The sequence below is a fragment of the Ruegeria sp. R14_0 genome, from assembly GCF_017743975.1.
Classification (GTDB): Bacteria; Pseudomonadota; Alphaproteobacteria; order Rhodobacterales; family Rhodobacteraceae; genus Ruegeria.
This window is the reverse complement of the sequence record NZ_JAGHRC010000010.1, coordinates 117,164-140,837: the sequence shown is the minus strand read 5'-3', so window position 1 is coordinate 140,837 and position 23,674 is coordinate 117,164. Positions and strand designations below refer to the sequence as shown.

Sequence of the window (23,674 nt, the reverse complement as noted above, 5' to 3'; positions counted from 1 at the left end):
TACTCACAACCTTGAAACAGGAGCATCTGATGAGAACTTTGACTGCTATTGTGGCCCTATTGGCCGTGTCTACGACAACCAGCTTCGCGCAAACGAACCACGACATGGACCATTCCAACATGTCCATGTCGTCCGAACAGATGGAAGGGGCGGTTCACGCAAAAGCTTTGGTGAACTCAATTGGCGACGAAACCGCCAACGTCAGCCATGATCCGATCCCCGAGATCGGGTGGCCCGCGATGACGATGGATTTGCAGCTTCTTGAGAATGCCCAGATGATGGGTGAGATTAGCGCCGGTGACGAAGTCACACTGATGTTGGTCAAAAGCGATGGTGGTATGTATGCGATCGGCGCAATCATGAAAAACTGAGTCTGTTGATGCGGCAGCTATTCACCAATGATGTGATTGTTCGCCGTTTCAAGGACCGTAGGAAATTCTATGAACTAAGAGAAATGGAGTAGGAGCCACTCAAGAACCAAATCGTATTTTAACGATCTGTGGCTCTGCTCATAAGTTATCAGTCCATTGTCGGTTAAAGGCGCTATAAGCAATTCGTTGACTGATTGAAGCTCCAAAGCTCAGAAAATCTTCCGGCTGTTCTGAAGGAACAGAGCAATCCAGGCAAGCAGTACACAAACTGCCAACGCTTCGGTATCTCCGCCCCGCGCCACTGCAGTTAAACTTGCGCTAAATTCTGGAGTTGCTTGCGCAGCCCAGTGGAAGTCTGACCGACAAGCAAATCCCACATAAAACATTTCACAATTGGAATGTGTGTACTACATTGTCGCAGAGATGACTTCACGCGGCCATTCAACGGACCAGCGTCGAATTGTCTGGGGCGTTGCCTTGTTGGTTTTTGCTTCAGTCGAAAACGCAGCGCGGAGCGGTCAAAATGAGGATATCTCCAGGGCGACGACTTGGGAAAACGATACGACATGACAGCTAACACAAGAGAGCACTGGGACGATGTCTATGGCGAGAAGTTTGACACCCAATTGAGTTGGCTCGAGGATGATCCAGAGATATCGCTTGAACTCATCGAGTTGATCAGAGTGTCTAAGCCTTCATCCGTCATCGACATTGGTGGAGGTACATCTCGTCTTGCTGGAGCGTTGCTTGCGAAGGGGCTCCATGACGTGACAGTTCTCGATCTATCGCAGGTCGCGTTGGACACGTCCCGGGAAAGGTTGGGGCGCGCCGCTGAAACAGTCACTTGGATTTCCGCAGATATAACTTCTTGGGTCCCCGATCGCAGATATGACGTCTGGCATGATAGGGCGGTTTTTCACTTTCTCGTGGATACATCGCAACGCGCGGCCTATCTGGAAAGCGTGAAGAGAGGGGTAAAAATTGGCGGCCATGTGATCATTGCTACGTTTGCACTTGATGGGCCGGAGACTTGCAGTGGTCTCCCGGTCGCCCGCTATAGTCCGAGCGATATCGCCATGCTTTTCGAGGAACACTTTGAACTCGTCGCGCATCGCCATCACCTGCACCAAACCCCTTGGGGGGAAAGTCAGTCTTTCCAGGCCAGTGTTCTCCGCCGCTGCGATTGAGCCCACACCTGAAACTGGCCCAAGGCGGTGCGCTTCCAATAAGCTTTCAGAACGTGCCGATTGTGTTCACAAGTTACGTTTGGCCCTCAAAAACTGGCAGAACCACCTTAGCGCACAAGCCGCCAGTTTCCCCGTTTAGCAATTCTATCGTGCCACCGTGCGACTGGATGATCGTACGTGCGATCGACAGCCCCAAACCGGTTCCGCCAGTCTCTCGCGAGCGGGATGTTTCAAGCCGCACGAATGGGTCGAATACCGCATCGAGCATATGCTCGGGGATGCCGGGCCCCTGATCCTGGATCAATATTTTTGCCTCATTCCCCTCTTGCATGACCGAGACGTTGGCCCGGGCACCATACCGGCAGGCGTTTTCAATGATATTGCGCAGAGCTCGCTTCATCAGTATCGGCCGAAGCGTGACGGCCGGATTGTCTGCGACCGATACCTCAACCGTGTCACCGGCTTGCACAATGTCTTCGGTCGTTTTGGTTACGAATTCACCAATTGGGACGGTACTGGAAGGTTCGCGCGTGGCTACGCCCTTGGCAAATGACAGGGTGGAGTCCACCATCTCCTGCATTTCCTCGATGGTCTCGATCAGATGGTCACGGGTGTCCTCTTCCTCCACCAGTTCGGCGCGAACCCGCAATCCCGTCAGTGGCGACCGCAAATCGTGACCCAGCGCCCCCAATAGCCTGGTCCGATCGGCAACATAGCGAGTCAGCCTGTCACGCATATGGTTGAACGCCTGTGTCAAATCTCGCACCTCGGTCGGACCAGAAACCTTCAGTTCCTGGACGTCTTCACCGCGACCAAACTGGTCTGCAGCCAGTGACAGGCGGCGCAACGGGCCGGTCAGCCGTGTCAGTAGAAACCAAATGGTAGCACCCAGAATCAGAGTTGCTGTGAAACCGAAGCTGACAAAGGATTGCCAAGGCCATTGCAATGGTGGGTTGTGGAACCGGGTATCCACGTTGAGCCATTGATCAGTCGACAGAGCGATCGACAGCTGCATTTCTACTGCGGATACGTCATCACGCATCATTGCCATGTGCATTTCAGCCATCGTAGACGGAAATCCTTCGACCGGCAGCATATCAGGCGAGAACTCATGTAGTTCGACCCTAATCGGTCGGTTTTCATAGCCTGGCAGAATTCTGCGAATGGTATTTTCGACCGTCCCATCAGCGTTGTGCCCAGTGTGGTCGACCGCTGGTGTATTTGTAAGGCTGAAACGCACAAGCGGAGAGCTCGCCGCCCGCAAGATCGCATCGTGCATCTCGGGCGGAGCTTCTTCGATCAGTCGCGCGATATTTGCAGCGCGACCAGCGGTTTCCAGTCCAAGGGCCATGTGTACTGCCATCGAACGTTCATCAACGAAGAGCCACAGGCTGACCAGTTGCGCCGCAGCCAACGCCGCGATGATCAAAAGGATAAGCTGACCGCGTAAACTCTGCGCAAAGGCTTTCATCCCGTAAGCTCGCGTACGTCAGTCGACAAGCAATAACCGCCACCCCTTACGGTGGTGATGAGTTTCGGCCGCGCTGGATTAGCTTCGATCTTACGACGTAGGCGGCTAACCTGGTTGTCGATTGTACGATCGAATAGATGCGGGCTGCGACCTGCGGTCAAGTCCAGTAGAGCATCTCGCGACATCACCTTGCGCGGCCGTTGAAGGAACTCGGCCAACAGCTTAAGGTCGGCAGTTGTCAGAATTTCTTCGGTTCCATCCGCTGCAGTTAAGGTGCGACGGTCGGTATCTAAAACCCAGTCCCCAAATGCGATCCGTTTGCCCGCCAGACCTCTAACTGGGCGCGCGTCGGTTTCGGTGCGTCGCAGGATGGCCTTGATCCGAGCCAGCAATTCACGAGGGTTGAACGGCTTGGGCAGATAGTCGTCGGCCCCGATTTCCAACCCTACGATACGGTCGGTGTCTTCACCCAATGCGGTCAGCATCAGGATCGGTGGTCCTCCGGTAGCGGATAGGCGGCGGCAAACTGAAATCCCGTCTTCGCCCGGCATCATGACATCCAGCACGATCAAGTCGTACCGTCCGGCGGCCAATCGCGCGTCCATCTCGACAGCGTCGCCCGCAGTGCTGGCCCGTAATCCGTTCTTTTCAAGGTAGCGGCTGACCGCATCGCGGATTTCGCGGTGGTCGTCGACAATCAAGATATGCGGTGTTTCTGTCATGGTTCAATCATAAGCCCCGGCTCTGAGCAAATCCCGGCTTTTTTGTATCGCTTTGTATCATGCAGGTGGATTGCGACAAAGCGATACAAACCAGGCTGGGCAGGGGGGTAGTGGTGGGTCTGTCAGGAGCCATATGATTGGTGTCGCAACAAAAAACCGAGAGGTGAGATTCATGAAACGCACGTTCACGCTGGCCGCTGGAGCCATTGCCGCGACTTTGATGGCGCTGCCCGCGTTTGCCGCCGGTCAGCATGGCAGCAGCGCGCAGATGCAGGGCCATCAGGGCGGCATGATGCAGGGTGCGCCCGGCGGCATGATGGGCGATCACGCAGGCATGATGCAAATGATGGTGAAAATGCATGGCCAGATGATGGGTGGTATGCATGGCAAGGGTATGATGGGCGGCAACTGGCTGGCGGTTCTGGACATGGACGAGGACGGTCGCCCGAGCGAATCTGAGATCGCCGAAGGTCTGAAGGCCCGGATGCAGGCGCATGACGTCAATGGAGATGGCAACCTGTCGATTGATGAGTTCGAAGCGCTGCATTCCGGGCTGATCCGCGAAACCATGGTGGACCGATTTCAGCATCTGGATGCCAATGGCGATGGCGCGGTGACCACAGGGGAAATCGAGAAAGGCGCAAAGACGATGTCGCCGAAACACGGCATGAAGTCCTCGAAACCTGTGACAAAGTCTTCTGAAACCAACAACTGAAACGCAACCGTGTAGCCGGGTTATCGCACTCGGCCACAAACCACTGAGGAACAAAGCGATGATGGGGTATGGCGCTGGAATGGGGTTTGGCATGATCTGGATGTTGCTGATTGCAGTGTTGATCGTTCTGGCGATCGTGGCACTGGTCAAATACATCGCTAAGTGACCTCGGAATCCGTCACTCCCGTATAGGGGTGGAGGGCTATGTCATAGGAGGAACGAAAGCTGGAAGGCCTGCACAGCAATAGCCGTTTGGTTTTCATCGCGGCTTTGATCGCGTTGCTGATCGCCACCATCTGGTTGTGGCTGTCTGGCGCGTTGGACGCAGGACTATCGCGCGAAGTCATTACTGCGTGGGTGGATTGGGCCGGCCCGTTCGGACCCATTGTCATCATCGGCTTCATGACAGCCGCAGTGGTTGCCAGCCCAATCCCCAGCGCTCCGATCGCTGTCGCTGCCGGGGTGGCATATGGGCATGGGCTGGGAACCGCATTGGTTGCTATCGGGGCGGAGTTGGGGGCGCTGCTGGCGTTCCTGATAGCCCGTTGGTTGGGGCGCGACGCGCTGCGCCGGTGGTTCGGCGACAAGCTGGACATAGGGTTGCTTGGATCGCAGAATGCCCTGATGTTGACCGTGTTCACCAGCCGCCTGATGCCTTTCGTTTCTTTCGACATGCTCAGCTACGCCGCCGGTCTGACCCGACTTCAATTTTGGCGGTTCGCACTGGCCACCTTGGCTGGACTCTTGCCGGCCAGTTTCGTTTTGGCCCATCTGGGCAGCCAGATTACCGAAACCGCGACAGGCGGCACCAGCCTTGCGGTTATCGGGATTGGGCTGTTGACGGGGGCGCCACTTATTTGGTTGGCTTGGAAACGCAAGATGCCCGTTGGCTCTTCAGACCACGAATTGAGCCAGATCAATGCGACCGATCCAAGCGGTCCTAAACTGTTGGAGAATGGAGGAAACCCTAAGTGATCCGCGCACAATGGATATCAACTGCGACACGGACGGCCCGAGCCATGGGCCGGCTGCAGGTCCTGTTGATCTGTGCGTTGGTGGTTTCGATGCTGATCTCTGTTGTGCCGTCCCATGCCGGGCATGACATCGCGAAGGCCGCTACCCAGGCCGAGCTCGTTATCGATGACAGCGGTGGGTATCCCGCGTCTCATCCATCAGAAGAATTAGACTGCTCAGTGCACCCGGGCTGTTATGCGATGGCAGTTATGGCAGCACCTGAATTGCTCTCGATGCGTATTGCTACGCCCGTGGCGCCAGAACGGTTCCGGCCACGCGCAAGCCTGCCGGTCGCACCACTACCACATCCGCCAAACCTGTCCTGAACGTGACCGGCAATGGCTCCGGAATCGCTCCGGGGTCTGCCCCAAGCCGTTGATTGCGGCCCAACTCAGTTCAGGACACTTACCATGCTTACCATTCTGTACTTTTTCGTCACGGGCGTGGTGCTATTCGCACTGTTGCGCCTGACCTGTGGCCCCTGTGTGATGGGGACACAAGAACATCATCCCGGTGTTCCGGTGACAACCCTTGGCTGGGCGCTCAGCCTGTTTCTGGCCGCAACCTACCTGCTGTGCGTGGCCTTTGACCTGATCTTTCCAAGTTTTGCCATGTACCGGGCTTGGATCGGCCTGATGCCCGGAATGACTTGGCTCAGCCTGCCCTCATTCCTGTTGGGACTGTTATGGGCGTTTCTCTACGGCTGGTACGCCGCGTTGCTGTTCGGCGGACTGTTCAATGTCTTTGCGGCTCGCACAAAACTCAACTGATTGAAAGGACAAAGCCATGAAGGCCATCGCTCTGACCCTGCTTTTGACGCCCTTCCTGATGGCCGTCATCTACCGGATTTTTCTGCACGTGCCCGCCAATGTGCGCGTTTCAGTTGACGAAAGGAAACCTAAATGACCCTGTTCAATCTGGCCGCAGGCCTGTCCGTCGCAGCTTTGACTGCGCCTTCGCTCACGCTGGCGGCAACCGTGTTCATTCCCGAAGGCAGCGCGGACTCGGTTCTGGTGATCGACTCCGAAACCGGCAAGACCGTCGAGCGGCTGCCGAGGCTCGTGGCGGTCCATGGGCTGGCCGGCGCGCCCGGCTTTAAGTACCTGGTCGCGGGCAGCTACGCAGAAACCGAGGCCACAACGCCACCAAAACCCGAAGGTATGTCCGAGGATGAACACGCTGCGCACCACGCCAAGCGCGATGTCACCGCGTTGCCCAAAGACAAGGGGCGGAGCCTGCTGACGATCCTTGATGCGGAAACACGCGAGGTCGTCCGCCAGATCGAGGTTCCAGGTGCGGTGCATCACACTGCGGTGTCGCCCGACGGGCGGTTCGCGGTGGCGACCCATCCGGGCGGTGACGGTATTTCGATCGTCGATCTCGATAAGCTCAGCTTCCTTGGTTTCGTAGCAACCGGGCCAATGCCCAACTATGCGGTATTCGCGCCTGACAGCGACAGGGTCTATGTCACCAATACCGGCAATGGTACACTTAGCGAAGTGGATGTCGTCAAAGGCTTCGTCGTACGCAACATGCCCGTCGGCGAAGGCCCTGAGCATCTTGTACTTAACGCCACCGGCAGCGTCGCCTTCGTAGCCGACAGTGATGGTGGCAAGGCCTTCCGCGTAGATCTTGCCAGCGGTTCTGTCACCGAAACCTATGACATTGGAGGCGAGTTGCACGGGATCGGCCTGTCCGACCGCGAGGGCGTACTGTTCGTGGCCGCCAAAGGCACCGACCGGTTGTTGTCGATTGATCTTGCTACGGGCAAACAGCGCTCGACCAACCTGTCACCGGCACCTTATCACCTGACGACCATACCGAACTCAGGCAAAGTGATGGTATCAAGCCGAACCGAACCGAAGGTCTGGATCGTCGATCAAGTCAGCCTGACGGCTATTACCGAAATGCCGATACTGGGTGAGGGCCACCAGATGGTTGTTCTGCCCTGAAGGACTGTGCCCGGCATTGTGTAATTAAACGGCTCTACGACCAAAGCTTAAACCAGGGAGCAGAACATGACAGAAGACCACGACATCAGAATCCACGCGAACGGCCCGACCGAGGTCGCTTACGTCTGCCCCATGCATTCTGACGTGCGTCAATCTGGGCCCGGCGACTGTCCCAAATGCGGGATGCACCTTGTGCCCGAGGGCGAGGTGGATGCGCATGCGCATCACCACCATTCCGCGCATCATGGCGCGGCGGACGAGAACGGTGAATATGACATCGTTCCGACAGGCTATGACGGACCCGTATATACCTGCCCGATGCATCCGCAGGTGCGGCAAACCCATCCCGGGTCCTGTCCACTCTGCGGCATGGGGTTGGAGCTGGAAAGCGCGGCGATGGTGGACGAGGGGCCGAACCCGGAACTGGTGGATTTCACCCGGCGCCTATGGGTAGGTGCGGTTCTGACGCTTCCACTTTTGGTTTTCACGATGGGCCCCTACGTTGGGCTGTCTGGTGTGCGAGAGATTTTTGGTGAGCGAACAACCCTATGGATTGAACTGATACTTGGCACTCCGGTCGTTCTTTGGTGCGGTTGGCCATTTCTGGAACGAGGGTGGAATTCGTTTCGCACCATGAACCTGAACATGTTCTCGTTGATTGCCATGGGGGTTTCGGCCGCGTGGCTGTTCAGCGTTGTCGCCGTATTGATGCCCCACATATTTCCGGACGGTTTTCGAGATTCAGAAGGCCATGTTGGGGTCTATTTCGAGGCTGCCGCAGTTATCGTTACACTTGTTCTGCTCGGGCAGGTGATGGAACTGCGGGCACGCGAAGGCACAGGAAAGGCAATCCGCGCTTTGCTGGACATGGCCGCAAAGACCGCCCGCATTATCCGCCCTGACAGCAGTGAAGAGGAAATTCCGCTTGAAGAAGTACAGGTAGGTGACCGCCTTCGCGTACGCCCCGGCGACAAGGTGCCAGTAGACGGCATTGTACTCGACGGGCGCTCATCTGTTGACGAAAGCATGATCTCTGGCGAACCGGTTCCGGTCGAAAAGGTACAAGGCGAGCCGGTCACAGGGGCCACAATCAACGGCACCGGTAGTCTTGTAATCGAAGCAACCCGAGTGGGCTCTGACACAATGCTGTCCCAGATTGTCGAAATGGTGGCCAACGCGCAACGCTCGCGCGCACCGATCCAGAAATACGCCGACAAAGTTGCCGGATGGTTCGTGCCAGCGGTCATTGGCATCGCTGTATTGGCCTTCATTGCATGGGCGGTTTGGGGACCGGCTCCGGCACTCTCCTACGCCTTGATCGCAGCGGTGTCGGTACTGATCATAGCTTGCCCGTGCGCGCTTGGTCTGGCCACTCCGATGTCGATCATGACGGCCACGGGGCGCGGGGCGCAGGCCGGAGTGCTGATCAAAAATGCCGAAGCGCTGGAGCGGTTCGAGAAGATCGATACTTTGATCGTCGACAAAACCGGCACCCTGACCATGGGCAAGCCAAAGCTTGTGGCCGTAATACCCGAACCTGGCCATGACGAAGTCGAGGTGCTGCGGCTGGCCGCAACGCTGGAGAAGGGCTCGGAGCACCCGTTAGCTGAGGCAATCGTCACAGGAGCCGAGGAACGTGGCGTGGCCCTGTCCGACGCCAGTGACTTCGAGGCGGTGACTGGTAAAGGCGTGAAAGGCACGGTGGATGGCCGCCCCGTCGCGCTCGGCAACCTGAAACTGGTCACCGATCTCGGACTCGAGGCGACCGAACTAACGGTCAAGGCCAATGCGCGTCGGGATGACGGCGAAACGGTGATGTTCGTGATGCTTGATGGTTCAGTGGCGGGGTTGGTCAGCGTCGCCGACCCGGTCAAGGAAACAACACCCGCCGCCCTCAAGGCGCTGCACGAGCTGGGTTTCCGAATCATCATGGCGACTGGTGACAACGAACGCACTGCAAAGGCGGTGGCCGAACGTCTGGGTATCGATGAGATTCGAGCCGACGTTCTACCCGAGGACAAGGCCCGCATAATTCGCGAACTGCAGGAGAAAGGCGCCAAGGTCGCCATGGCCGGTGACGGGGTGAACGACGCACCCGCATTAGCGCAGGCCGATGTGGGCATTGCAATGGGGACCGGTGCCGACGTGGCGATCGAAAGCGCAGGCTTCACGCTGGTCAACGGTAGCCTCGATGGCATCGTGCGCGCCCGTAGGCTGGCCCGCGCTACCATGCGCAATATCCGGCAGAACCTATTCTTTGCCCTGGTCTACAACGCCTCGGGCGTTCCGGTGGCGGCAGGTCTTCTGTTTCCGCTCTTCGGCATCTTGATAAGTCCGATGTTCGCCGCCTTCGCCATGAGTGCTTCGTCGATTTCAGTGGTGTTGAATGCGCTGCGCCTGAGGGGGACGAAGGTATGAGCGCGCACAAGCATATGACGCACGAGGGCGTAGGCAACTTGAAATCAGGTTCGATATCGCTGACGGGTGCGGTCGCCATGGGCACCGGTGTCATGATCGGTGCGGGGATATTTGCGCTGACAGGCCAGATCGCTGGGCTTGCTGGGCCATGGTTTCCGCTGTCTTTCGTAGTCGGAGCCATCGTGACGGCGTTCAGCGCCTACACCTATATTGCCATGTCCAACGCCTGGCCGTCTTCGGGCGGGATCGCGATGATCCTGACAAAAGCATATGGTCCGGGTGCTGTAGCGGCAGCGGCTTCGTTGTTGATGGCGCTGTCGATGGTGATCAACGAAAGCCTCGTCGCACGCACCTTCGCAACCTACGCGCTCCGCCCATTCAACATCGAAGATGGGCCGTTGGTGCCGATGGTCGCGGTTTCGCTGATCGTCTTCGCCTACGCGGTCAACCGGTCGGGGAACCGCTCGGTGGGGTTGTGGTCCATTGTCATGTCTGTGCTCAAGATCGGTGGGATCGCAGTGTTTGGCGTTGCCGCGCTGTGGGCCGCGGGCGGCGACTGGCAGGCGCAAGGCACCGCCCCCGCCGGGCCGCTGGGTTTCATCGCGTCCGTGGCTCTTTCGATCCTTGCGTTCAAGGGATTTACCACAATCACTAATAGCGGTGCCGAGATCGTCGACCCACACCGCAATGTCGGGCGCACCATCATGATCTCGATCGCGATCTGCGCAGTGATCTATCTGTTGGTCGCCTTCGCCGTGGGTGCCAGCCTGCCACCCGACCAGATCCGTGCCGCACAGGACTATGCCTTGGCAGAAGCCGCCCGACCAGTCTTGGGGCAGGGTGGTTTCTACCTGACCGTTGCGCTGGCGATGGTTGCCACCGCCTCAGGACTGATTGCCAGTGTGTTCGCCGTATCACGGATGCTGGCAATGCTGACCGACATGAAAATGATCCCGCACAGCCATTTCGGCATGACGGGCAGCATCCAGTCTCACACGCTGATCTACACGGTCGTGATTGCGGGTCTGCTTGCGGTGTTGTTCGACCTGTCGCGCATCGCCTCGCTTGGTGCTTTCTTTTATCTGGTGATGGATATGGCCGTGCATTGGGGCGTTTGGCACCGGCTGCGCAGTCAGATCAACGCTCGGGGTTGGGTCTTGTTAACTGCCCTGGCGCTGGACTGCGTAGTCCTGACCGCGTTCACAATACTCAAGCTGCGCTCCGACCCGATGATCGTGGTATATGCCCTTGCTGGCGTCGGCTTGGTCTTCGCCTACGAGCGCATCTTTCTCAAACAATGGATCATCGAAAAGGAGGCAAATCAGCTATGACCCAATCAAATTTCGACGAAACTCGCGCCACACAGGAGACGACCGAAAGGGTCAGCTCTGACGAAACGCCCGAAGCGCCCAAAACCGAAGATCAGACGGCCAACGGTGCCAAGCGTAATTGGCTCCCGGTTGTCATTGCGATCGCGTTGGGCGCCGCTGTTCTGGGCTGGGAATACCGCGAGACACTCTATCCTTTGCTCAGTTCTCCGTTGCTGTTCTTGCTGGTCTGCGTGGGCATGCATTTCTTAATGCATCGCGGCCACGGCAAACACTGAGAACGGCGCCCTGTATAGCTGGCGGCTTTGCGGCAAGAACACTGCGCAACAAGGAGTAGGAACGGCCAACTGAGCAGAGCAAATACGTAATCCAAGAAGGAAGGGAAATTGCCATGTTAGCAGCTCCAATACGGATAGCCGCAATTGCACTGCCCCTGACGGCCGGTGCACTGCCTGTAATGGCTTCGCACGGTGACACCGACGAAGATCACTCTGATGAATAGGGAATGGGGCATCGCGATGAAGAAGAAGAGGACCAGGGCGACTGATCCACCTCGTCCGAGTCCTATCATTCGATGAGCCCGGTACTGACGCACGGGAGGAACAAAATGTCTGATTTTTCTGAAAGAAAGGTACCTTCAGAGCCCGAATCTCGGCGCGATTTCTTGTATTATGTCACCGGCAGTGCAGCCATAGTGGCCACGGGTGCTGCGGTCTGGCCACTTGTTAACAGCATGAACCCCAGTGCAGACATCTCCGCCCAAGCCGTTGTCGACATAGATCTTGAAGGTGTCGGACCAGGAACGAGGATCACTGTCAAATGGAAAGGCAAGCCGATCTTTATAGACCACCGGACTAAAGAGCGGATCGCGCTGGCGATAGCAGAAGACGATGCACCAATGATCGACCCGCAACCTGACGCCGAGCGCGTACAGCGACCGGAATGGCTGGTAGTTATTGGCGTTTGCACCCATCTGGGATGCATACCACTCGGGCAGGGCGGCAGCGAACCCACCGGAGACTGGGACGGTTGGTTCTGTCCGTGTCACGGTTCACATTACGACACGTCGGGCAGAATTCGGAAAGGCCCGGCGCCCCGCAACCTCGATCTGCCCCCCTACGAGTTCGTCACCGACACGCGGGTCAAAATTGGGTGACGGCGCGGTTAACTCTGTCCAAAGGCAAATGCCCGCCAAGCTCGTTTGTCAGTCCTCGAATATCCCTCGATCAGCGCCGCGATGACATGCGGCGCAGTTCGACATGGAACCTGCTTTCTGGAGTTTTCGGGACGAGACCTCGCCGTCATGTTCCGAGCGGAACCAGGGCATTTCGGAAATCCGCAGAGGCGTATCCTCTGGCGCAATCCGGTAGAGGAGGCTGGACGAACGCCCTCCGACGTCGGCGGCATTCTGGGTCAGGTAAGCCTCGATCTCTGTGCGAGTTGCGTCGTCCAGCATGGCGTTTTCGCCAAAATGGTCATCAAGCGTGGTCATGATCTTTGTCCACGACCGGCTGGGCAGGAATCCTGCCGGATAGGCCATGTGGCATTCGCTGCATTCGGCCTTGGTTGCGGCGTGAGTTACGGGCCGCATAAACTCACCTTCGCTGGCAAGAACCGGCGCCGAAATCAGAGCTATTGCAGCTACAGCAAGAATTCGTTTCATGGTGGTGTCCTTTCCTCAGAGGCTCATGAACCAAGAAATGATGTCGGCTTTTTCCTGCGCGCTGCAGTCGCGGCCGAGAACAGAGTTGCAGTTTCGCCCAAACCATTTTTCGACAAATTTCATGTCGGTGAACCGTTCTGAATTCACGCGCGGAACCAGGGGGTCGATCGGCTTTCCGGTGCGGGCCTGACCGCCTTTTGTAGGGTCTGCCGAATGACAGGTGACGCAGGAGGGCGTATGGGGTTTTCCGCTTGCATGGTTGGCCGTGAACAGCGCCCGTCCGTTTTTCGGTGATGGGGCAGCACCCGCCTCGGCACTGTATTGATCGACCAAGGCCTGCGGGGAAGTGTCTTGCGCCAAGACAGGCTGGGACAACAGGATGGCGGAAAGAACAAGAACTGGTTTCATTGCTTAGGCTCCTTCGGAACGGAAATCTGAAAAGGGCTGAACCAGCCGCTCTCGGCATCCCTGTGACAAGCGAAACAGTTCGAGCGGCTATGGATGGTGCGGCGGGTGAATGTGCCATCGGCGAGCGACCCGTGAAGACGTTGCCAGATGTCTGTGTTCGGTAGGGCAACCGGCAGGGTTTCTTGCAAACCCGTCCAGAGGGTCGCGGGCTTGCTGTCCACAGTTTCCGCGGAGTGCTTGACCAGCCAAACGGTAATCTCGTCACCGGTCTCCTTTGGCAGAGTGGCGTCCTCACCGAAATGACTGTCCAGCTTGTCCATCATCAATTGCCAGGATGCGGCAGGACGCAGGGACGGGTGATAAGCCATGTGGCAGGCGGCGCATTCATCGCTGTAGACCAGTGCCATACTCCCAACCGGCGGGAGCGGCAGTGGGCTCTGTGACATCCTGTTGATCGCGCCGGTGGCGATGATGACAAGACCCGAGATGAAAAGGGCGGCAAGCGCCCGCTGCGCAGGCCGTGGCGGCGCAGTCAAATCCCCGGCGCGCATCTCCTTGCGCCCGTTTATCATCGACCTGGCCAGGTTCTCTCGGCTGCGGCGGCTTTCCAGAACGACACCGCCGATATGCAGGGCAATGAAGCTCAACAGCGCGAAAGCGGCCAACTCGTGAATTTTGCTCCAGATGTGGCCCTGTGATGCTGGCAAAGAGGCAGCCATCGGCCCTGATTTTAGACCGCTGCCCAAGCTGGCGACACCTGTCAAACCAAGCCCGACGATCAGGGTAAGCAATACAAAGACCATCAAGGCAGCAAGTGGATTGTGCCCGATGTGGCGCGCATGAGCCGCTCCGGCCCTCAGATGGCTGATAGCCTGCCGGTAGCTTGGTAAGAACTGCGAAAACCGCGCGTAGGTAGGGCCGGTAAATCCCCAGACAGTTCTGGCAGTAACCAATGCAATGGCAAGGGAACCGGAAACCAGGTGTAGGCGAATCCAAGATGCGTCCAGCAGGAACCCAGACACCAACGCGGTGGAAACGCACGCTACCAGCCCCCAATGAAATACACGAGTGAATCGATCCCAGACGAGATGTCCGTCATAGGCCAGCCCATCAAATGGCGCGGGAACTTCTCTCATCGCTTCTGCCTCTCATCAATCTCACCAGAAGTTTGTCAGAAGCGCACTGATGTCAGCCTGATGGGGACTGTCAGGTGATTGTCAGGTAGCAGCCAGAGGCAAAGTGATCCGAACCATCAGTCCCGGATCGCGGGAGATCAATTCCAGCGATCCGCCCAGTGCCTCGGTCAATTCCCGCGCGATCGCCAGGCCAAGCCCGGTTCCTGTTTCGTCCTCGCGCACGCCCCGGCGCATGAGAGTATCGATCTTGTCTGGTGGAATGCCCGGACCGTCGTCAAGAACGCTCAGAACTGCATGCGTCGCCTGTTTGCGTGCTGATATCCTGACTTGCCGCCTCGCATGGCGAGATGCGTTTTCCGTAATCGCACCCAGAATTGCGGATAAATCTTCCATATCTGCCGCAACCACGAGATTCGCTGGCGCGTCCAAATCCCATTTCAATGCGTCGTTCAAACTGGCTTTCTGAACTACTGCAATAACGCGACTTGCAGCCTCGGTGAGATCGGCCTTCGACGTGGCGGCTCGCGTCGCAATACGAACCCTGTTCAATTCACGCTCGACATGGCGATGCATGCTTTTGACGGTGCTTTCGATTGACGCTGCGGTATCAGTCAATCCGGCCTCGCGAACACGGCGCGCATCTCCAAGTAATGCTTGAAGTGGGGTTTTCAGGCCATGAGCGAGATCGCCCGCTCTGTGCCTTGCCTGCTCGATGTCCTTTTCCCTTTGTAGGAGCAGGGCATCCACTTCGGCTGCAAGGGGACGAATTTCCGTAGGGAAATCCTCGCCCACCCGGTTCACGTCTCCCGTTCGGATCCTTGATATCCGCCGCTCGACGGAATTTAGCGGTCGAAGACCGACAATGACTTGAACCGCCCCAGCGAAGACAATAAAAAGCGCCAGAAGAAGCGTAAAAGGCACAAGATCTTCCCGGAATTCTTCGGTGCTTTTCTCAAGCTGAGAGGCATCCATGGCCACGGCAGCGCGCATCGGAACGCCTCCAAGGCGTGTGGAAAGCACAATGCTCCGCTCCATGACAAGCAGCTGGTTTTCCCCGGGCCCGGAGAGATAGTGCACATGGACGGTCCCGCTCTTCAGATGATCCGGAGGAAGATCGAGAGCGAAATCCCATAGCGATCTTGAGCGTAACTGAAGCCCCTCAACTTCGATCTGCCAGTAGAGGCCCCCAAAAGGCTTTGAGAAACGGGCATCTGCCGGAGCCGATCCAATCCGAATTTTCCCTTTTTCATCCCGCTCCACTCCTGCGAGTATCTGGTCGAGCTGGACGGAGAGGTCATCAATTGCACGCCGTTCCACATGCGAGGCAAAGAGCAGCCCCAGCCCCCAGAACGCCAGCATCAGCGCGATGGAAACCGACAGCGCAGTGGCTACGAACAACCGAAAGCGGAGAGAGCCCGTTTTCACCCATCGCCCTCCACTGCCTCCAGAAAGTATCCAAACCCGCGTCTGGTGCCGATAATGCCGGCCCCAAGCTTCTTGCGAAGTCGGGTGAGAATGGCCTCCACCGCATTGGCCTCACGGGCGTCGTCATCACCATATAGATGCTCCAAGAGCTCGGTTGGCGGCACCACGCGGTCTCGGTGCAGCATGAGGTAGGACAAAAGCCGGTATTCCAGGGAGGTCACCGTTATCGGCACTCCTCGAACAGCTACGGACATCCTGTTCGTGTCGATGGTCAAATCGCCCAACGTCTGCACAGGAGCACTATGCCCGGCAGACCGGCGCACCAGCGCCCGAGCCCTGGTCACAAGTTCTTCCATCCGGAACGGTTTGGGCAGATAGTCGTCGGCCCCAGCTTCGATCCCTTCGACCCGTTCGTGCCAAGCCCCGCGCGCTGTCAGGACCAGAACGGGCATCTGCCGGCCGTTGGCGCGCCAGCGTTTCAACACGCTCAATCCGTCCATGTGCGGCAATCCGAGATCAAGAACGACGAGGTCATAATCTTCGGTATCCCCCAGAAACCATGCGTCCTCGCCGTCCTCGCCGATTTCCACGCGGAATCCAGAGGCTTCCAAAGCAGATTGCACGTCCTTGCGAATGATCGGGTCGTCTTCGACCGCGAGAAGCCGCATTATTCGTCCCTTTCCTGCCAGCCTTCCTGCTCAACTTCGAGTATCGCACCCGTGGTGGCATCCACCATGACTTCGATCATTCGGCCCGAGCCCGTGATCAACTCCAGTTCATAGACATACGCGCCATGCTCGCGTTCGAACTCTGCTTCGAGCAGCGACGCATCGAATCTCTCTAAAACGTCCGGAACAATCTTCGAGAGCGGAATGACCTTATGTTGGCGCACTGCATCACGTGCCGCATCGTGGTCCTCGGATGCGAGGACAGTGCTGGCAAGTGTGCATATCAGAACGATCAAAGCGTGTTTCATGTAGGCAAACTACCGTCTTTCCACTGACAGTTCACTGACACGGGCTGTCAGACCGGCATCAGGCGACATTTGAGAAAAAGGAATATCGACAGGGCAATCCCGCCCAATTCATCTTGGAGACCTACATGAAAGTAATCCTCTTTGCCGCCACCCTGCTTACCGCCACCGCTGCGGCCTTTGCTGTCAACGCCGCCACCGATACGGTCACGTCGGCGTCACCTGAGACCGTCACTTGGATGCCCGTTGGCGAGGTTGCCGCCAAGCTTGAAGCGCAGGGCTACCAAATTCTGGAAATTGAGCGCGATGACGACCGCTACTACGAAGTCGAAATGCGCGACGTATATGGATACGAAGTCGAAGCCTACCTGGACGCAGCGACTGGCGAACCGGTTCCCCACATGTCCGATACGAATGACGACTACAGCGAGAAAGGCGACGACTAATCGAAACTTCTTGTGATGATTTGACCCCCACGGCGAAGCCTCGCTGTGGGGGCGTTCATTCTGGGTCAGCCTGCCCAGAACTCGTGCTTGAAGAACTCATTGAGATCGAGCAGCCAATTCGCGGGCGGAAGCCCAAACACCGTCAATGTGACCAAAGCGATCACGAAAGCGGCTCCGATCATCGCTTCGATCCGATGCCCCTGTGGACACATCCTGTTGCCGAGGATCAGCGTTTTGAAGGTTCGAATATGCAGCGCCGCGTGCCACAGGGAGAATCCGACAAACAGCAACGCCAAGGCGATGTGGACGTCATCCCACCCTTGCCGGTCAAGGCCCAACACCTGCCAGTCGGTGGCATTGGAGATTTTACCTATTGGAGCGAAAAACAAAATGCCTCCGCTGACCAGCATGGCCAAAAAGGAAAAGGTCACACCGAACACAGCCATGGCCCTACCAGAAATCTTGGTTTTCACGCGCGCTGTTGATTCTGCATTGGCCATTATTGCCTCCATTCACGATGCCAAAATATTAGGCCAGAAACAGAAAGTTCGCCTTGACCCATCTTAAGTTCCCCACAGAGGAACAGCGAATTGTGCGACCGTGGTGAAACAAAGTGCTATATCAAACTTGGGACAGCCGCGCCGCGATCACGACCTGACCCAGCGCGGCCAGGATCGCAGCGATGAACACGGCTTCGATGGCGATTATGCTGACCACCACGCCGCCCACAAGTGGCGCCAGCGCCGCCGGGGCCGCAAAGCTGTTAAACCACGCGGAATAGGCCGGACGGCGGTCGTCGGGCGAGATCTCCAGCAGGTAGCCGAGATAGCCGATGGTCACCCCGTTCATCATCACGCCGATCAGGAAGAACAGCGCCGCGAAACCGGTCAGCCCCGAACTCGAGACCACAAGCAGCAACACCAGCACCGGAGGTCCGAGACGCACCAGTGCCACTATCCCCAGCAGGCGCAATTTGCCCATCCGGTCGCCGATACGGCCCCAGACCGGATTCGAGGCCAGCGCGCCGACGGTCTGCGCCGCCAACAGCGTTCCGACATCCGCCGCCCCGAGGCCGCTGCGGCTGGCGGCAACGACATAGAACGGCAACGCCATCAGCGTCGCTGCGCCAAGCCATTGGAAGATCAGGAACAGCCGGAACCGGCGATCCTGTTGTAGTGTCGAGACCCCTTCGCGCAGAAATCCAGACAGATTGGCCGGGCGGTCCCGTGGCGCCCTTGCAGCGGTAGCGGGCTCACCTGCGGCGACAAAAAGCGTCGCAGAGACGATCATCAGCACCGCGCCGAGCCAGAAGATCAGCGCATAGGCCCTGAGCGGCAGCATCACGTCGAGCGCAAGTCGCAGAACGCCCGCCACCAGAACCGCCAGAACACCGCCGCCGAAAAAGCGCCAGGCCAACATACGGCTGCGGCGCTCGGACGGGATCGCCCGGCCGACGATGTCGTTGTAGGGCACCGCGACCACGCCGCTGACAAAGGCGTAGATTGTCCACAGCCCCAGCATCCCGAGCGCCAGCGGAACCGGAGGCCAATCGACCTGCGGCCAGTCGGCCCCCCACCACAGAAGCATACCGATCATCGCGACCGTGATCGCCCGCCCATAGGCACCAAGGGCGTAGAACGGCATGCGCCGATCGGTGCGCTCGGCGAGGTAGCCCACCGCGAACTGGGGCAGCAGCCAGCCAAGACGCAGGACCGTGCTGGCATAGCCCACGGCCAGCGCGCTACCGGTCAGCATATGCACCAGACTGGCCACCACCGTCGCGCTGTCCACCGCCGCCGACCCGCCCTGAAACACCGCACCAGCACCGGCGATGCGCCAAAATCTCGTGTCTTCGGGATTACGCCTTGCCATTCGCCGCCTCTGCCTCCGCCCGGGCGCGGCGGATGTCGATGCCGCTCTGCCACAACACCGTCAGGCCGATCCCGACCACCAGAAGGATCGTCAGCACATAGTTGAACAGGATCATCAGAAGGGCGGTTTCGTCCGGAACGCCAAGCACCTTGAGCGCGAACCCCGCCCCAAAGACAAAGCTCGCCGGGATGCGCACGAAACGACCCAGAACCATGGCGAACCCGGCAAACACCATCAAGAACAGGTAATCCCACGCGCTCAGCACCACGCCAACCGCCAGCCCGGCCCACAGGAAATGGGTTGTCGCCACCAGCTTACCCGCAATGGCTGCGGCAATGGCGGCGATGCGGCGGGCCCGTGCCTGTGGCCAGACGATCCCTTCACCGAGCGCGGTGCGCAGATACGCGCCATCGGCCCCGATGCGGGCGGCAGCCCAGTCGAAGAGTCGGCAGACCAGAGGGTCCTCGCTGAGAAGTGACGCGCGGAACCGGAACAGAACCCAAAGCAGGCTGCCGAAAAGCATCAGGTTCAACAGGCCCGCAACGCTCAATCCCAGCCGCAGGTCACCCTCGATCTGTGGAATCTGGCCGGCGGCGGCCACCGCTCCGGCAAAAAGGGCGAAAACGACGCCGTCGAGGAACCGGGCGATGATCGCGGTTGCAAGCACGGTCGCCATCTTCAGGCGGTCGAGCCGGGCAACCAGCCAGGCCCGGACCAGCGGGCTGATGCCGAGCGGGACAAGGACATTTGCGCCATAACCTGCCAGTAGCGCCCCCGTCAGCCGCAGGGTGCCGACCGGTTTCACGTCGAACAGGATCTGCCGCCACTTCCAGCCGCTCATCAGCTGCTCCAGCAGGATGGTGGCGGCAAGAATCGCGATCCAGAACATGTTGGCTCCGCGCAGGCCCTGCAGAAACAGCGCAAAATCGAGGCTGCCGTAGAGCGCAAACACCAGATAGAGCGCCAGGGCGGAGCCGAATATCGGCAGCAGCCACCGTTTCAGGAAGGTCCGCATTTGACATCCTCGCAACTACCAAGACCCCAATGTTTTAACCTCCGTATCATGATACGGTGTCAAGATGACGGTGACGGAGGGAGACCGCGATGCAACCACTCAAGATCGGCCAGGCCGCGCGCGAGACCGGGATAGGCGTCGAGACGATCCGATTTTATGAAAGGAAGGGCCTTGTCACTCAGCCGCCGCGCCCAATTGACGGCGGCGCGCGGGACTATGGTGGTGACACGCTTTGGCGGCTGAAATTCATATCCGGCGCTAAGAAGCTCGGATTTTCGCTGGCAGAAATCGCGGAAATTCTGGAGTTGCGCACGGCACCAAATACCGAGTGCGTCGCGATGCAGGCCAGAGCGCGCAAAAAGCGGGACGAAATTCAGGAACGGATCGACGGGCTTGCACGGTTGAGGAACAATCTGGACGAGCTGATCGCGGCGTGTCCGGGGCGTGGTGGAATTCAGAACTGTTCGATCGTGGGTGCCATAGAACGCAGCAGTGAGAAATAGGCGCAATTCCGGCCTTGAACGGAGGGTAGCGGAGTTGCTTGCGAACCGGGTTATTGCCAAGCAGGACCCAGAGCGGCAGGTGCAGCGAAAAAAGGAGAGCGAGGGTTCCGTTTCCGAGCAGAGTTTGCGTCAGATCATTGTGAGAAATCCCTGCGTCGCCCAGAAAGCCATATCTGATGAGTATCGGAGGGTGACGGACAAGTCGGCCCTGTAAATGCGGTCCAGCTTTAATCCTACCGGTGCGATTTTATGTCGGTTTAAAACAAGTTTACCCAAGAGGGAACATGACAATGAATAACCTGAGCCGCCGCCGCTTGATGCAAGGAGCCGCGGCAATTGCGTGCAGCGCGGCGCTTCCCGCCTTAGCGAAAATCGGTCCCTCAATCCATGTCCTGAAGGATCCGAATTGCGGGTGCTGCGGATCGTGGATCAAAATCATGCGGGCGGAAGGTTTTGAAGTAGGCGTGGAAAACAGTGCTTGGGAGGCCTTGAACGCTTACAAAACTGCCAATGGGATTCCGGAGGGCATGATGTCATGCCACACGGGCCGCGTGGAGGGCTACATGATCGAAGGACACGTCCCGCCCGCTGACATTCGGCGCCTGCTGGGCGAACACCCGGATGCCGTCGGACTGTCGGTTCCGGGAATGCCTTTCGGCTCGCCAGGCATGGGGCCGGAAAGCGAACGCGAAGCTTTTGACGTCTTCCTGATCCGCAAGGATGGAACCACAGAGGTGTTCGCCAGATACCCGGCCGCATGAAGTTCCGATGGCGCTGGCAAGATCCTGAAAAACGCGGCGCTCGCTTCTTCTGCCCGGTTTACGTGACATTCTTCACGGCAAACCAGTTGATCCGTGACTTCACGCCTGCCTTGTCCTACCGGGCAAGTTCCAGCTTACGGTGAAAAAATACCCGCGTCCGCAAAGCCTGATGACCGGCTTTGCGGACAAAACCGACATCCCGGCCGCCGTATCAACCGCAGCATTTGTAGCCCGCCTGAATTGGCGGGCATGGAGCCGATCCGTAGGAACAGTAGACGCAGCAATCGCCGGGAAGTGGCTTCAGGACTTTTCCGCAAGATGTGCATTCGTAGAACCACTGGCACGCGTCTGTTGGCATCGTTTCAGGCCTTGAATGTCCACATTCCGGGCAGATGATCGTGCTGACAAGGTTCGGGCGCTTTTCACTCATGGCGTCACATCAAGGTTATCAGGAAATCATTTATTCGGATTTCGTTGAGCACGATAACCCAAGCGATGGCCGTCAACGCAAAACTGCCTGTCAGCCACCATTTGAGGCGGTCGAGCGAACCACGGCGATACGCGACGATGCCAGAGAGAAACAGCAGGGCCGTCGAACCGCCGAGCACGTAATAACTCGCGGCGGCGATCTTGCCGAATACGGCCAGCCAGCTCCCTCCCAAGCCAAGTAAAATCAAGGCCATCGGCAAGATGCAGCAGGTCGCAACGCCAAGTGCGGTAAACGATCCAATAAAACTCGCGCCAACAAACTTGCTCATGGTCAGCTTTCTCCGGCTTTGACGAACTCGAACGGAAGCCGGTTCGACTTCCTCGATTCTTGCTTCGCGCGGTTTGTGAAATTCGACATCATGACCGACAACATGCATCCTGTAGTAGCTACAGGTTCAAGGGAAAGGTCATCACATGATTGCGATTGGCGAAGCGGCGAGATTGATCGGTCTGTCGGTCGAGACGATCCGCTATTACGAACGGGAAGGCATAGTCGAGAAAGCCGGTCGAACCGCCTCGGGACGCCGCGCATACACGGAACGGGAAATCTCCGAGCTCAGATTCATCAAACGCTGCCGCGATCTTGGCTTTACCATTCAGGATGCATGCGCACTTCGCGAATTGTCCAAAGCGCCCGAGCAAGCTTGTCGTGACGTCGAAGACGTTGCAACAAGACATCTCGACAACGTCAGGTCAAAAATCGCCGCCCTCCAACGGTTGGAGCAAGCACTGGCAGAACTTGTGCAGACCTGCACCGAGGGTGCGGCCTCATGCCCCCTGCTAACGGCGTTGCTCAACGAGCCTTTCGTCAAAGATGTCATTAGCGGCCACTAATTGCAGCGCCTGGAAAACCGAAACTGGCTATCTCAGCTTGCGGAGGAGCGGCTTCATTGTCCCGGTATTCCGTAACCCTCAGCGATGACGGCCGATCTCTGTTGTATTTTTGTTGAATGAGAGAATTGCGATCAGCTTACCCTCTAATTCGCTCTGTTAGCTATGCCGGGCTGGTGATGGCGTGGATGCTCTGATGCTGTCAACTAAGGAAGAAATACCAAAGAATCTGCAAATTTTTGCCGCTTTACCCCTAGAGGCTAAGAAGCTGTTGCAATTCCCCTAAGCACATGAAGGCTTGGAATAAAACACATTGGCCGGGGAAGTTTGGATACTTTAGAGGAACGAGCATGGAGAAGGCAGATATGACAAATCCCACTTTAGTTCAGGGAGTGTTATCGAAAAACCTGCTGGGTTATCTCCCAATGGTCTGTTTTATATGCAGCTTTTTTGTGTCTGCCGCTGCGTCGCAAGCATCTGAGCTTCCCTCGATCGGTCTTGATAGAAAGATTGAAGCGCCATCGGGTGCCAAAACACTATGCAAAGATTATTCGTGGGCGTGCGCGAGCGCTCGTAGTTCTGGTCTCTCCGTGGCGCAAGAAAATCAGATCGTTAAAACGATCAACACGCGCGTCAATCGAAGGATTCGTGCCGTTTCGGATCAAAGCCAATATGGGACAAAGGAGTACTGGACACTGCCGACGCAAGGGTCAGGAGATTGCGAAGACTTCGCTTTGCAAAAGAAGTTTGAACTTGTGCAGAATGGTTTGGATCCTACGAAGCTACTAATTGCGACTGCCTTGGACACCAATCGCAATGGCCATGCTGTTCTTGTCTATCGCTCGAGTGAAGGCGACTTGGTTCTGGACAATGTTACCAACAGGATCAAAACGTGGAAGGAAACCAGGTATCTATTCCTAAGAATACAGGACCCACTACACCCTGACCGTTGGGTGCAGGTTTTTAGCGGCTAA

29 protein-coding genes are annotated in these 23,674 nt (G+C 57.7%); 16 read left to right on the top strand and 13 right to left on the bottom strand.

What is annotated here, in order from left to right:
• Positions 1 to 29 precede the first annotated feature (29 nt).
• Positions 30 to 371, top strand: a complete 342-nt coding sequence (locus J7416_RS20840) for a copper-binding protein (protein ID WP_050605745.1) — start codon at positions 30 to 32, stop codon at positions 369 to 371.
• Between the two features lie 566 nt (positions 372 to 937).
• On the top strand, positions 938 to 1,558 hold the full coding sequence (locus tag J7416_RS20835) for a class I SAM-dependent methyltransferase (protein ID WP_171648622.1): 621 nt from the start codon (positions 938 to 940) through the stop codon (positions 1,556 to 1,558).
• A 73-nt stretch (positions 1,559 to 1,631) separates the two neighbouring features.
• Here J7416_RS20835 and J7416_RS20830 read toward each other — a convergent pair whose 3' ends face one another.
• Together J7416_RS20830 and J7416_RS20825 are read right to left on the bottom strand one after the other, a co-directional pair.
• Positions 1,632 to 3,029, bottom strand: coding sequence for an ATP-binding protein (locus tag J7416_RS20830; protein ID WP_171648620.1), 1,398 nt, complete (start codon positions 3,027 to 3,029; stop codon positions 1,632 to 1,634).
• A complete protein-coding gene (locus tag J7416_RS20825; RefSeq protein WP_171648618.1) occupies positions 3,026 to 3,751 on the bottom strand; it encodes a response regulator in 726 nt (241 codons plus the stop codon). The genes J7416_RS20830 and J7416_RS20825 overlap by 4 nt, the downstream gene beginning before the upstream one ends.
• A 172-nt stretch (positions 3,752 to 3,923) precedes the next feature.
• Here J7416_RS20825 and J7416_RS22735 point away from each other — a divergent pair, with 172 nt between their 5' ends.
• From J7416_RS22735 to petA, 9 genes are all read left to right on the top strand, one after another.
• Positions 3,924 to 4,466: a calcium-binding protein gene (locus J7416_RS22735; protein ID WP_171648616.1), complete on the top strand. Its 543-nt coding sequence runs from the start codon at positions 3,924 to 3,926 to the stop codon at positions 4,464 to 4,466.
• A gap of 252 nt (positions 4,467 to 4,718) precedes the next feature.
• Positions 4,719 to 5,441, top strand: a complete 723-nt coding sequence (locus J7416_RS20815; protein WP_247744405.1) for a TVP38/TMEM64 family protein — start codon at positions 4,719 to 4,721, stop codon at positions 5,439 to 5,441.
• Positions 5,438 to 5,806 carry a hypothetical protein gene (locus J7416_RS20810; RefSeq protein ID WP_157054266.1) on the top strand — a complete coding sequence of 123 codons (369 nt, stop codon included), beginning with the start codon at positions 5,438 to 5,440 and terminating at the stop codon, positions 5,804 to 5,806. The genes J7416_RS20815 and J7416_RS20810 overlap by 4 nt, the downstream gene beginning before the upstream one ends.
• An 84-nt stretch (positions 5,807 to 5,890) precedes the next feature.
• The gene (locus tag J7416_RS20805) at positions 5,891 to 6,250 is read left to right on the top strand and encodes a hypothetical protein (protein ID WP_152460765.1); all 360 of its coding nucleotides are present in this window, start codon (positions 5,891 to 5,893) and stop codon (positions 6,248 to 6,250) included.
• Between the two features lie 132 nt (positions 6,251 to 6,382).
• Positions 6,383 to 7,432: a YncE family protein gene (locus J7416_RS20800; RefSeq protein ID WP_171648614.1), complete on the top strand. Its 1,050-nt coding sequence runs from the start codon at positions 6,383 to 6,385 to the stop codon at positions 7,430 to 7,432.
• A 132-nt stretch (positions 7,433 to 7,564) separates the two neighbouring features.
• A complete protein-coding gene (locus J7416_RS20795) occupies positions 7,565 to 9,850 on the top strand; it encodes a copper-translocating P-type ATPase (RefSeq protein ID WP_171648704.1) in 2,286 nt (761 codons plus the stop codon).
• Positions 9,847 to 11,181 carry an APC family permease gene (locus tag J7416_RS20790; protein WP_247744404.1) on the top strand — a complete coding sequence of 445 codons (1,335 nt, stop codon included), beginning with the start codon at positions 9,847 to 9,849 and terminating at the stop codon, positions 11,179 to 11,181. The genes J7416_RS20795 and J7416_RS20790 overlap by 4 nt, the downstream gene beginning before the upstream one ends.
• Positions 11,178 to 11,456, top strand: coding sequence for a DUF2933 domain-containing protein (locus tag J7416_RS20785; RefSeq protein ID WP_170515721.1), 279 nt, complete (start codon positions 11,178 to 11,180; stop codon positions 11,454 to 11,456). Before J7416_RS20790 ends, J7416_RS20785 begins: the two co-directional genes overlap by 4 nt.
• Before the next feature lie 329 nt (positions 11,457 to 11,785).
• Positions 11,786 to 12,334 (top strand): ubiquinol-cytochrome c reductase iron-sulfur subunit, encoded by a 549-nt coding sequence (gene petA, locus J7416_RS20780; protein WP_152460762.1) that lies wholly within the window; start codon positions 11,786 to 11,788, stop codon positions 12,332 to 12,334.
• A gap of 48 nt (positions 12,335 to 12,382) precedes the next feature.
• On the opposite strand, the gene J7416_RS20775 is transcribed toward petA, so the two are convergent.
• The 6 genes from J7416_RS20775 to J7416_RS20750 form a co-directional block, all read right to left on the bottom strand.
• Positions 12,383 to 12,841, bottom strand: a complete 459-nt coding sequence (locus tag J7416_RS20775; RefSeq protein ID WP_152460761.1) for a diheme cytochrome c — start codon at positions 12,839 to 12,841, stop codon at positions 12,383 to 12,385.
• A gap of 15 nt (positions 12,842 to 12,856) precedes the next feature.
• Positions 12,857 to 13,249 (bottom strand): DUF1924 domain-containing protein, encoded by a 393-nt coding sequence (locus J7416_RS20770; protein WP_152460760.1) that lies wholly within the window; start codon positions 13,247 to 13,249, stop codon positions 12,857 to 12,859.
• A complete protein-coding gene (locus J7416_RS20765; RefSeq protein WP_209227461.1) occupies positions 13,246 to 14,385 on the bottom strand; it encodes a cytochrome b/b6 domain-containing protein in 1,140 nt (379 codons plus the stop codon). The genes J7416_RS20770 and J7416_RS20765 overlap by 4 nt, the downstream gene beginning before the upstream one ends.
• Positions 14,386 to 14,466: 81 nt before the next feature.
• Entirely contained in the window at positions 14,467 to 15,810 is a 1,344-nt protein-coding gene (locus J7416_RS22870; protein WP_152460758.1) for a HAMP domain-containing sensor histidine kinase, read from the bottom strand.
• Positions 15,807 to 16,478, bottom strand: a complete 672-nt coding sequence (locus J7416_RS20755; RefSeq protein ID WP_171648698.1) for a response regulator transcription factor — start codon at positions 16,476 to 16,478, stop codon at positions 15,807 to 15,809. The genes J7416_RS22870 and J7416_RS20755 overlap by 4 nt, the downstream gene beginning before the upstream one ends.
• The gene (locus tag J7416_RS20750) at positions 16,478 to 16,786 is read right to left on the bottom strand and encodes a PepSY domain-containing protein (RefSeq protein ID WP_152460756.1); all 309 of its coding nucleotides are present in this window, start codon (positions 16,784 to 16,786) and stop codon (positions 16,478 to 16,480) included. The genes J7416_RS20755 and J7416_RS20750 overlap by 1 nt, the downstream gene beginning before the upstream one ends.
• A gap of 125 nt (positions 16,787 to 16,911) precedes the next feature.
• On the opposite strand from J7416_RS20750, the gene J7416_RS20745 reads away from it, so the two are divergent.
• Complete coding sequence (locus tag J7416_RS20745; RefSeq protein WP_171648696.1) at positions 16,912 to 17,229, top strand: PepSY domain-containing protein; 318 nt, start codon at positions 16,912 to 16,914, stop codon at positions 17,227 to 17,229.
• Between the two features lie 65 nt (positions 17,230 to 17,294).
• On the opposite strand, the gene J7416_RS20740 is transcribed toward J7416_RS20745, so the two are convergent.
• The 3 genes from J7416_RS20740 to J7416_RS20730 form a co-directional block, all read right to left on the bottom strand.
• Entirely contained in the window at positions 17,295 to 17,729 is a 435-nt protein-coding gene (locus tag J7416_RS20740; protein WP_171648695.1) for a DUF4405 domain-containing protein, read from the bottom strand.
• Positions 17,730 to 17,850: 121 nt separating this feature from the next.
• Complete coding sequence (locus tag J7416_RS20735) at positions 17,851 to 19,101, bottom strand: MFS transporter (protein WP_152460753.1); 1,251 nt, start codon at positions 19,099 to 19,101, stop codon at positions 17,851 to 17,853.
• A complete protein-coding gene (locus J7416_RS20730; protein ID WP_152460752.1) occupies positions 19,088 to 20,116 on the bottom strand; it encodes a lysylphosphatidylglycerol synthase domain-containing protein in 1,029 nt (342 codons plus the stop codon). The genes J7416_RS20735 and J7416_RS20730 overlap by 14 nt, the downstream gene beginning before the upstream one ends.
• Positions 20,117 to 20,205: 89 nt before the next feature.
• On the opposite strand from J7416_RS20730, the gene J7416_RS20725 reads away from it, so the two are divergent.
• The gene (locus tag J7416_RS20725; RefSeq protein ID WP_152460751.1) at positions 20,206 to 20,619 is read left to right on the top strand and encodes a heavy metal-responsive transcriptional regulator; all 414 of its coding nucleotides are present in this window, start codon (positions 20,206 to 20,208) and stop codon (positions 20,617 to 20,619) included.
• Positions 20,620 to 20,903: 284 nt separating this feature from the next.
• Positions 20,904 to 21,380, top strand: a complete 477-nt coding sequence (locus tag J7416_RS20720) for a DUF411 domain-containing protein (protein WP_152460750.1) — start codon at positions 20,904 to 20,906, stop codon at positions 21,378 to 21,380.
• A 211-nt stretch (positions 21,381 to 21,591) separates the two neighbouring features.
• Here J7416_RS20720 and J7416_RS22725 read toward each other — a convergent pair whose 3' ends face one another.
• Both J7416_RS22725 and J7416_RS20715 read right to left on the bottom strand, forming a co-directional pair.
• A complete protein-coding gene (locus J7416_RS22725) occupies positions 21,592 to 21,810 on the bottom strand; it encodes a GDCCVxC domain-containing (seleno)protein (protein WP_152460749.1) in 219 nt (72 codons plus the stop codon).
• A 4-nt stretch (positions 21,811 to 21,814) separates the two neighbouring features.
• Entirely contained in the window at positions 21,815 to 22,138 is a 324-nt protein-coding gene (locus tag J7416_RS20715) for a hypothetical protein (RefSeq protein ID WP_152460748.1), read from the bottom strand.
• A gap of 145 nt (positions 22,139 to 22,283) precedes the next feature.
• On the opposite strand from J7416_RS20715, the gene J7416_RS20710 reads away from it, so the two are divergent.
• Both J7416_RS20710 and J7416_RS20705 read left to right on the top strand, forming a co-directional pair.
• On the top strand, positions 22,284 to 22,703 hold the full coding sequence (locus tag J7416_RS20710) for a MerR family transcriptional regulator (protein WP_171648694.1): 420 nt from the start codon (positions 22,284 to 22,286) through the stop codon (positions 22,701 to 22,703).
• Between the two features lie 347 nt (positions 22,704 to 23,050).
• A complete protein-coding gene (locus tag J7416_RS20705) occupies positions 23,051 to 23,674 on the top strand; it encodes a transglutaminase-like cysteine peptidase (protein WP_247744403.1) in 624 nt (207 codons plus the stop codon).

Excerpts from the sequence above, each read along its gene's own strand:
- J7416_RS20790 (WP_247744404.1), top strand. The coding sequence starts at position 9,847 with ATGAGCGCGCACAAGCATATGACGCACGAGGGCGTAGGCAACTTGAAA.
- J7416_RS22735 (WP_171648616.1), top strand. The coding sequence starts at position 3,924 with ATGAAACGCACGTTCACGCTGGCCGCTGGAGCCATTGCCGCGACTTTG.
- J7416_RS20745 (WP_171648696.1), top strand. The coding sequence starts at position 16,912 with ATGAAAGTAATCCTCTTTGCCGCCACCCTGCTTACCGCCACCGCTGCG.
- J7416_RS20825 (WP_171648618.1), bottom strand. The coding sequence starts at position 3,751 with ATGACAGAAACACCGCATATCTTGATTGTCGACGACCACCGCGAAATC.
- petA (WP_152460762.1), top strand. The coding sequence starts at position 11,786 with ATGTCTGATTTTTCTGAAAGAAAGGTACCTTCAGAGCCCGAATCTCGG.
- J7416_RS20715 (WP_152460748.1), bottom strand. The coding sequence starts at position 22,138 with ATGAGCAAGTTTGTTGGCGCGAGTTTTATTGGATCGTTTACCGCACTT.
- J7416_RS22725 (WP_152460749.1), bottom strand. The coding sequence starts at position 21,810 with ATGAGTGAAAAGCGCCCGAACCTTGTCAGCACGATCATCTGCCCGGAA.
- J7416_RS20720 (WP_152460750.1), top strand. The coding sequence starts at position 20,904 with ATGACAATGAATAACCTGAGCCGCCGCCGCTTGATGCAAGGAGCCGCG.
- J7416_RS20755 (WP_171648698.1), bottom strand. The coding sequence starts at position 16,478 with ATGCGGCTTCTCGCGGTCGAAGACGACCCGATCATTCGCAAGGACGTG.
- J7416_RS20785 (WP_170515721.1), top strand. The coding sequence starts at position 11,178 with ATGACCCAATCAAATTTCGACGAAACTCGCGCCACACAGGAGACGACC.
- J7416_RS20730 (WP_152460752.1), bottom strand. The coding sequence starts at position 20,116 with ATGCGGACCTTCCTGAAACGGTGGCTGCTGCCGATATTCGGCTCCGCC.
- J7416_RS20830 (WP_171648620.1), bottom strand. The coding sequence starts at position 3,029 with ATGAAAGCCTTTGCGCAGAGTTTACGCGGTCAGCTTATCCTTTTGATC.
- J7416_RS20710 (WP_171648694.1), top strand. The coding sequence starts at position 22,284 with ATGATTGCGATTGGCGAAGCGGCGAGATTGATCGGTCTGTCGGTCGAG.
- J7416_RS20835 (WP_171648622.1), top strand. The coding sequence starts at position 938 with ATGACAGCTAACACAAGAGAGCACTGGGACGATGTCTATGGCGAGAAG.
- J7416_RS20770 (WP_152460760.1), bottom strand. The coding sequence starts at position 13,249 with ATGAAACCAGTTCTTGTTCTTTCCGCCATCCTGTTGTCCCAGCCTGTC.
- J7416_RS20750 (WP_152460756.1), bottom strand. The coding sequence starts at position 16,786 with ATGAAACACGCTTTGATCGTTCTGATATGCACACTTGCCAGCACTGTC.
- J7416_RS20805 (WP_152460765.1), top strand. The coding sequence starts at position 5,891 with ATGCTTACCATTCTGTACTTTTTCGTCACGGGCGTGGTGCTATTCGCA.
- J7416_RS20705 (WP_247744403.1), top strand. The coding sequence starts at position 23,051 with ATGGAGAAGGCAGATATGACAAATCCCACTTTAGTTCAGGGAGTGTTA.
- J7416_RS20735 (WP_152460753.1), bottom strand. The coding sequence starts at position 19,101 with ATGGCAAGGCGTAATCCCGAAGACACGAGATTTTGGCGCATCGCCGGT.
- J7416_RS20775 (WP_152460761.1), bottom strand. The coding sequence starts at position 12,841 with ATGAAACGAATTCTTGCTGTAGCTGCAATAGCTCTGATTTCGGCGCCG.
- J7416_RS20840 (WP_050605745.1), top strand. The coding sequence starts at position 30 with ATGAGAACTTTGACTGCTATTGTGGCCCTATTGGCCGTGTCTACGACA.
- J7416_RS20765 (WP_209227461.1), bottom strand. The coding sequence starts at position 14,385 with ATGAGAGAAGTTCCCGCGCCATTTGATGGGCTGGCCTATGACGGACAT.
- J7416_RS20795 (WP_171648704.1), top strand. The coding sequence starts at position 7,565 with ATGCATTCTGACGTGCGTCAATCTGGGCCCGGCGACTGTCCCAAATGC.
- J7416_RS20800 (WP_171648614.1), top strand. The coding sequence starts at position 6,383 with ATGACCCTGTTCAATCTGGCCGCAGGCCTGTCCGTCGCAGCTTTGACT.
- J7416_RS20725 (WP_152460751.1), top strand. The coding sequence starts at position 20,206 with ATGCAACCACTCAAGATCGGCCAGGCCGCGCGCGAGACCGGGATAGGC.
- J7416_RS20740 (WP_171648695.1), bottom strand. The coding sequence starts at position 17,729 with ATGGCCAATGCAGAATCAACAGCGCGCGTGAAAACCAAGATTTCTGGT.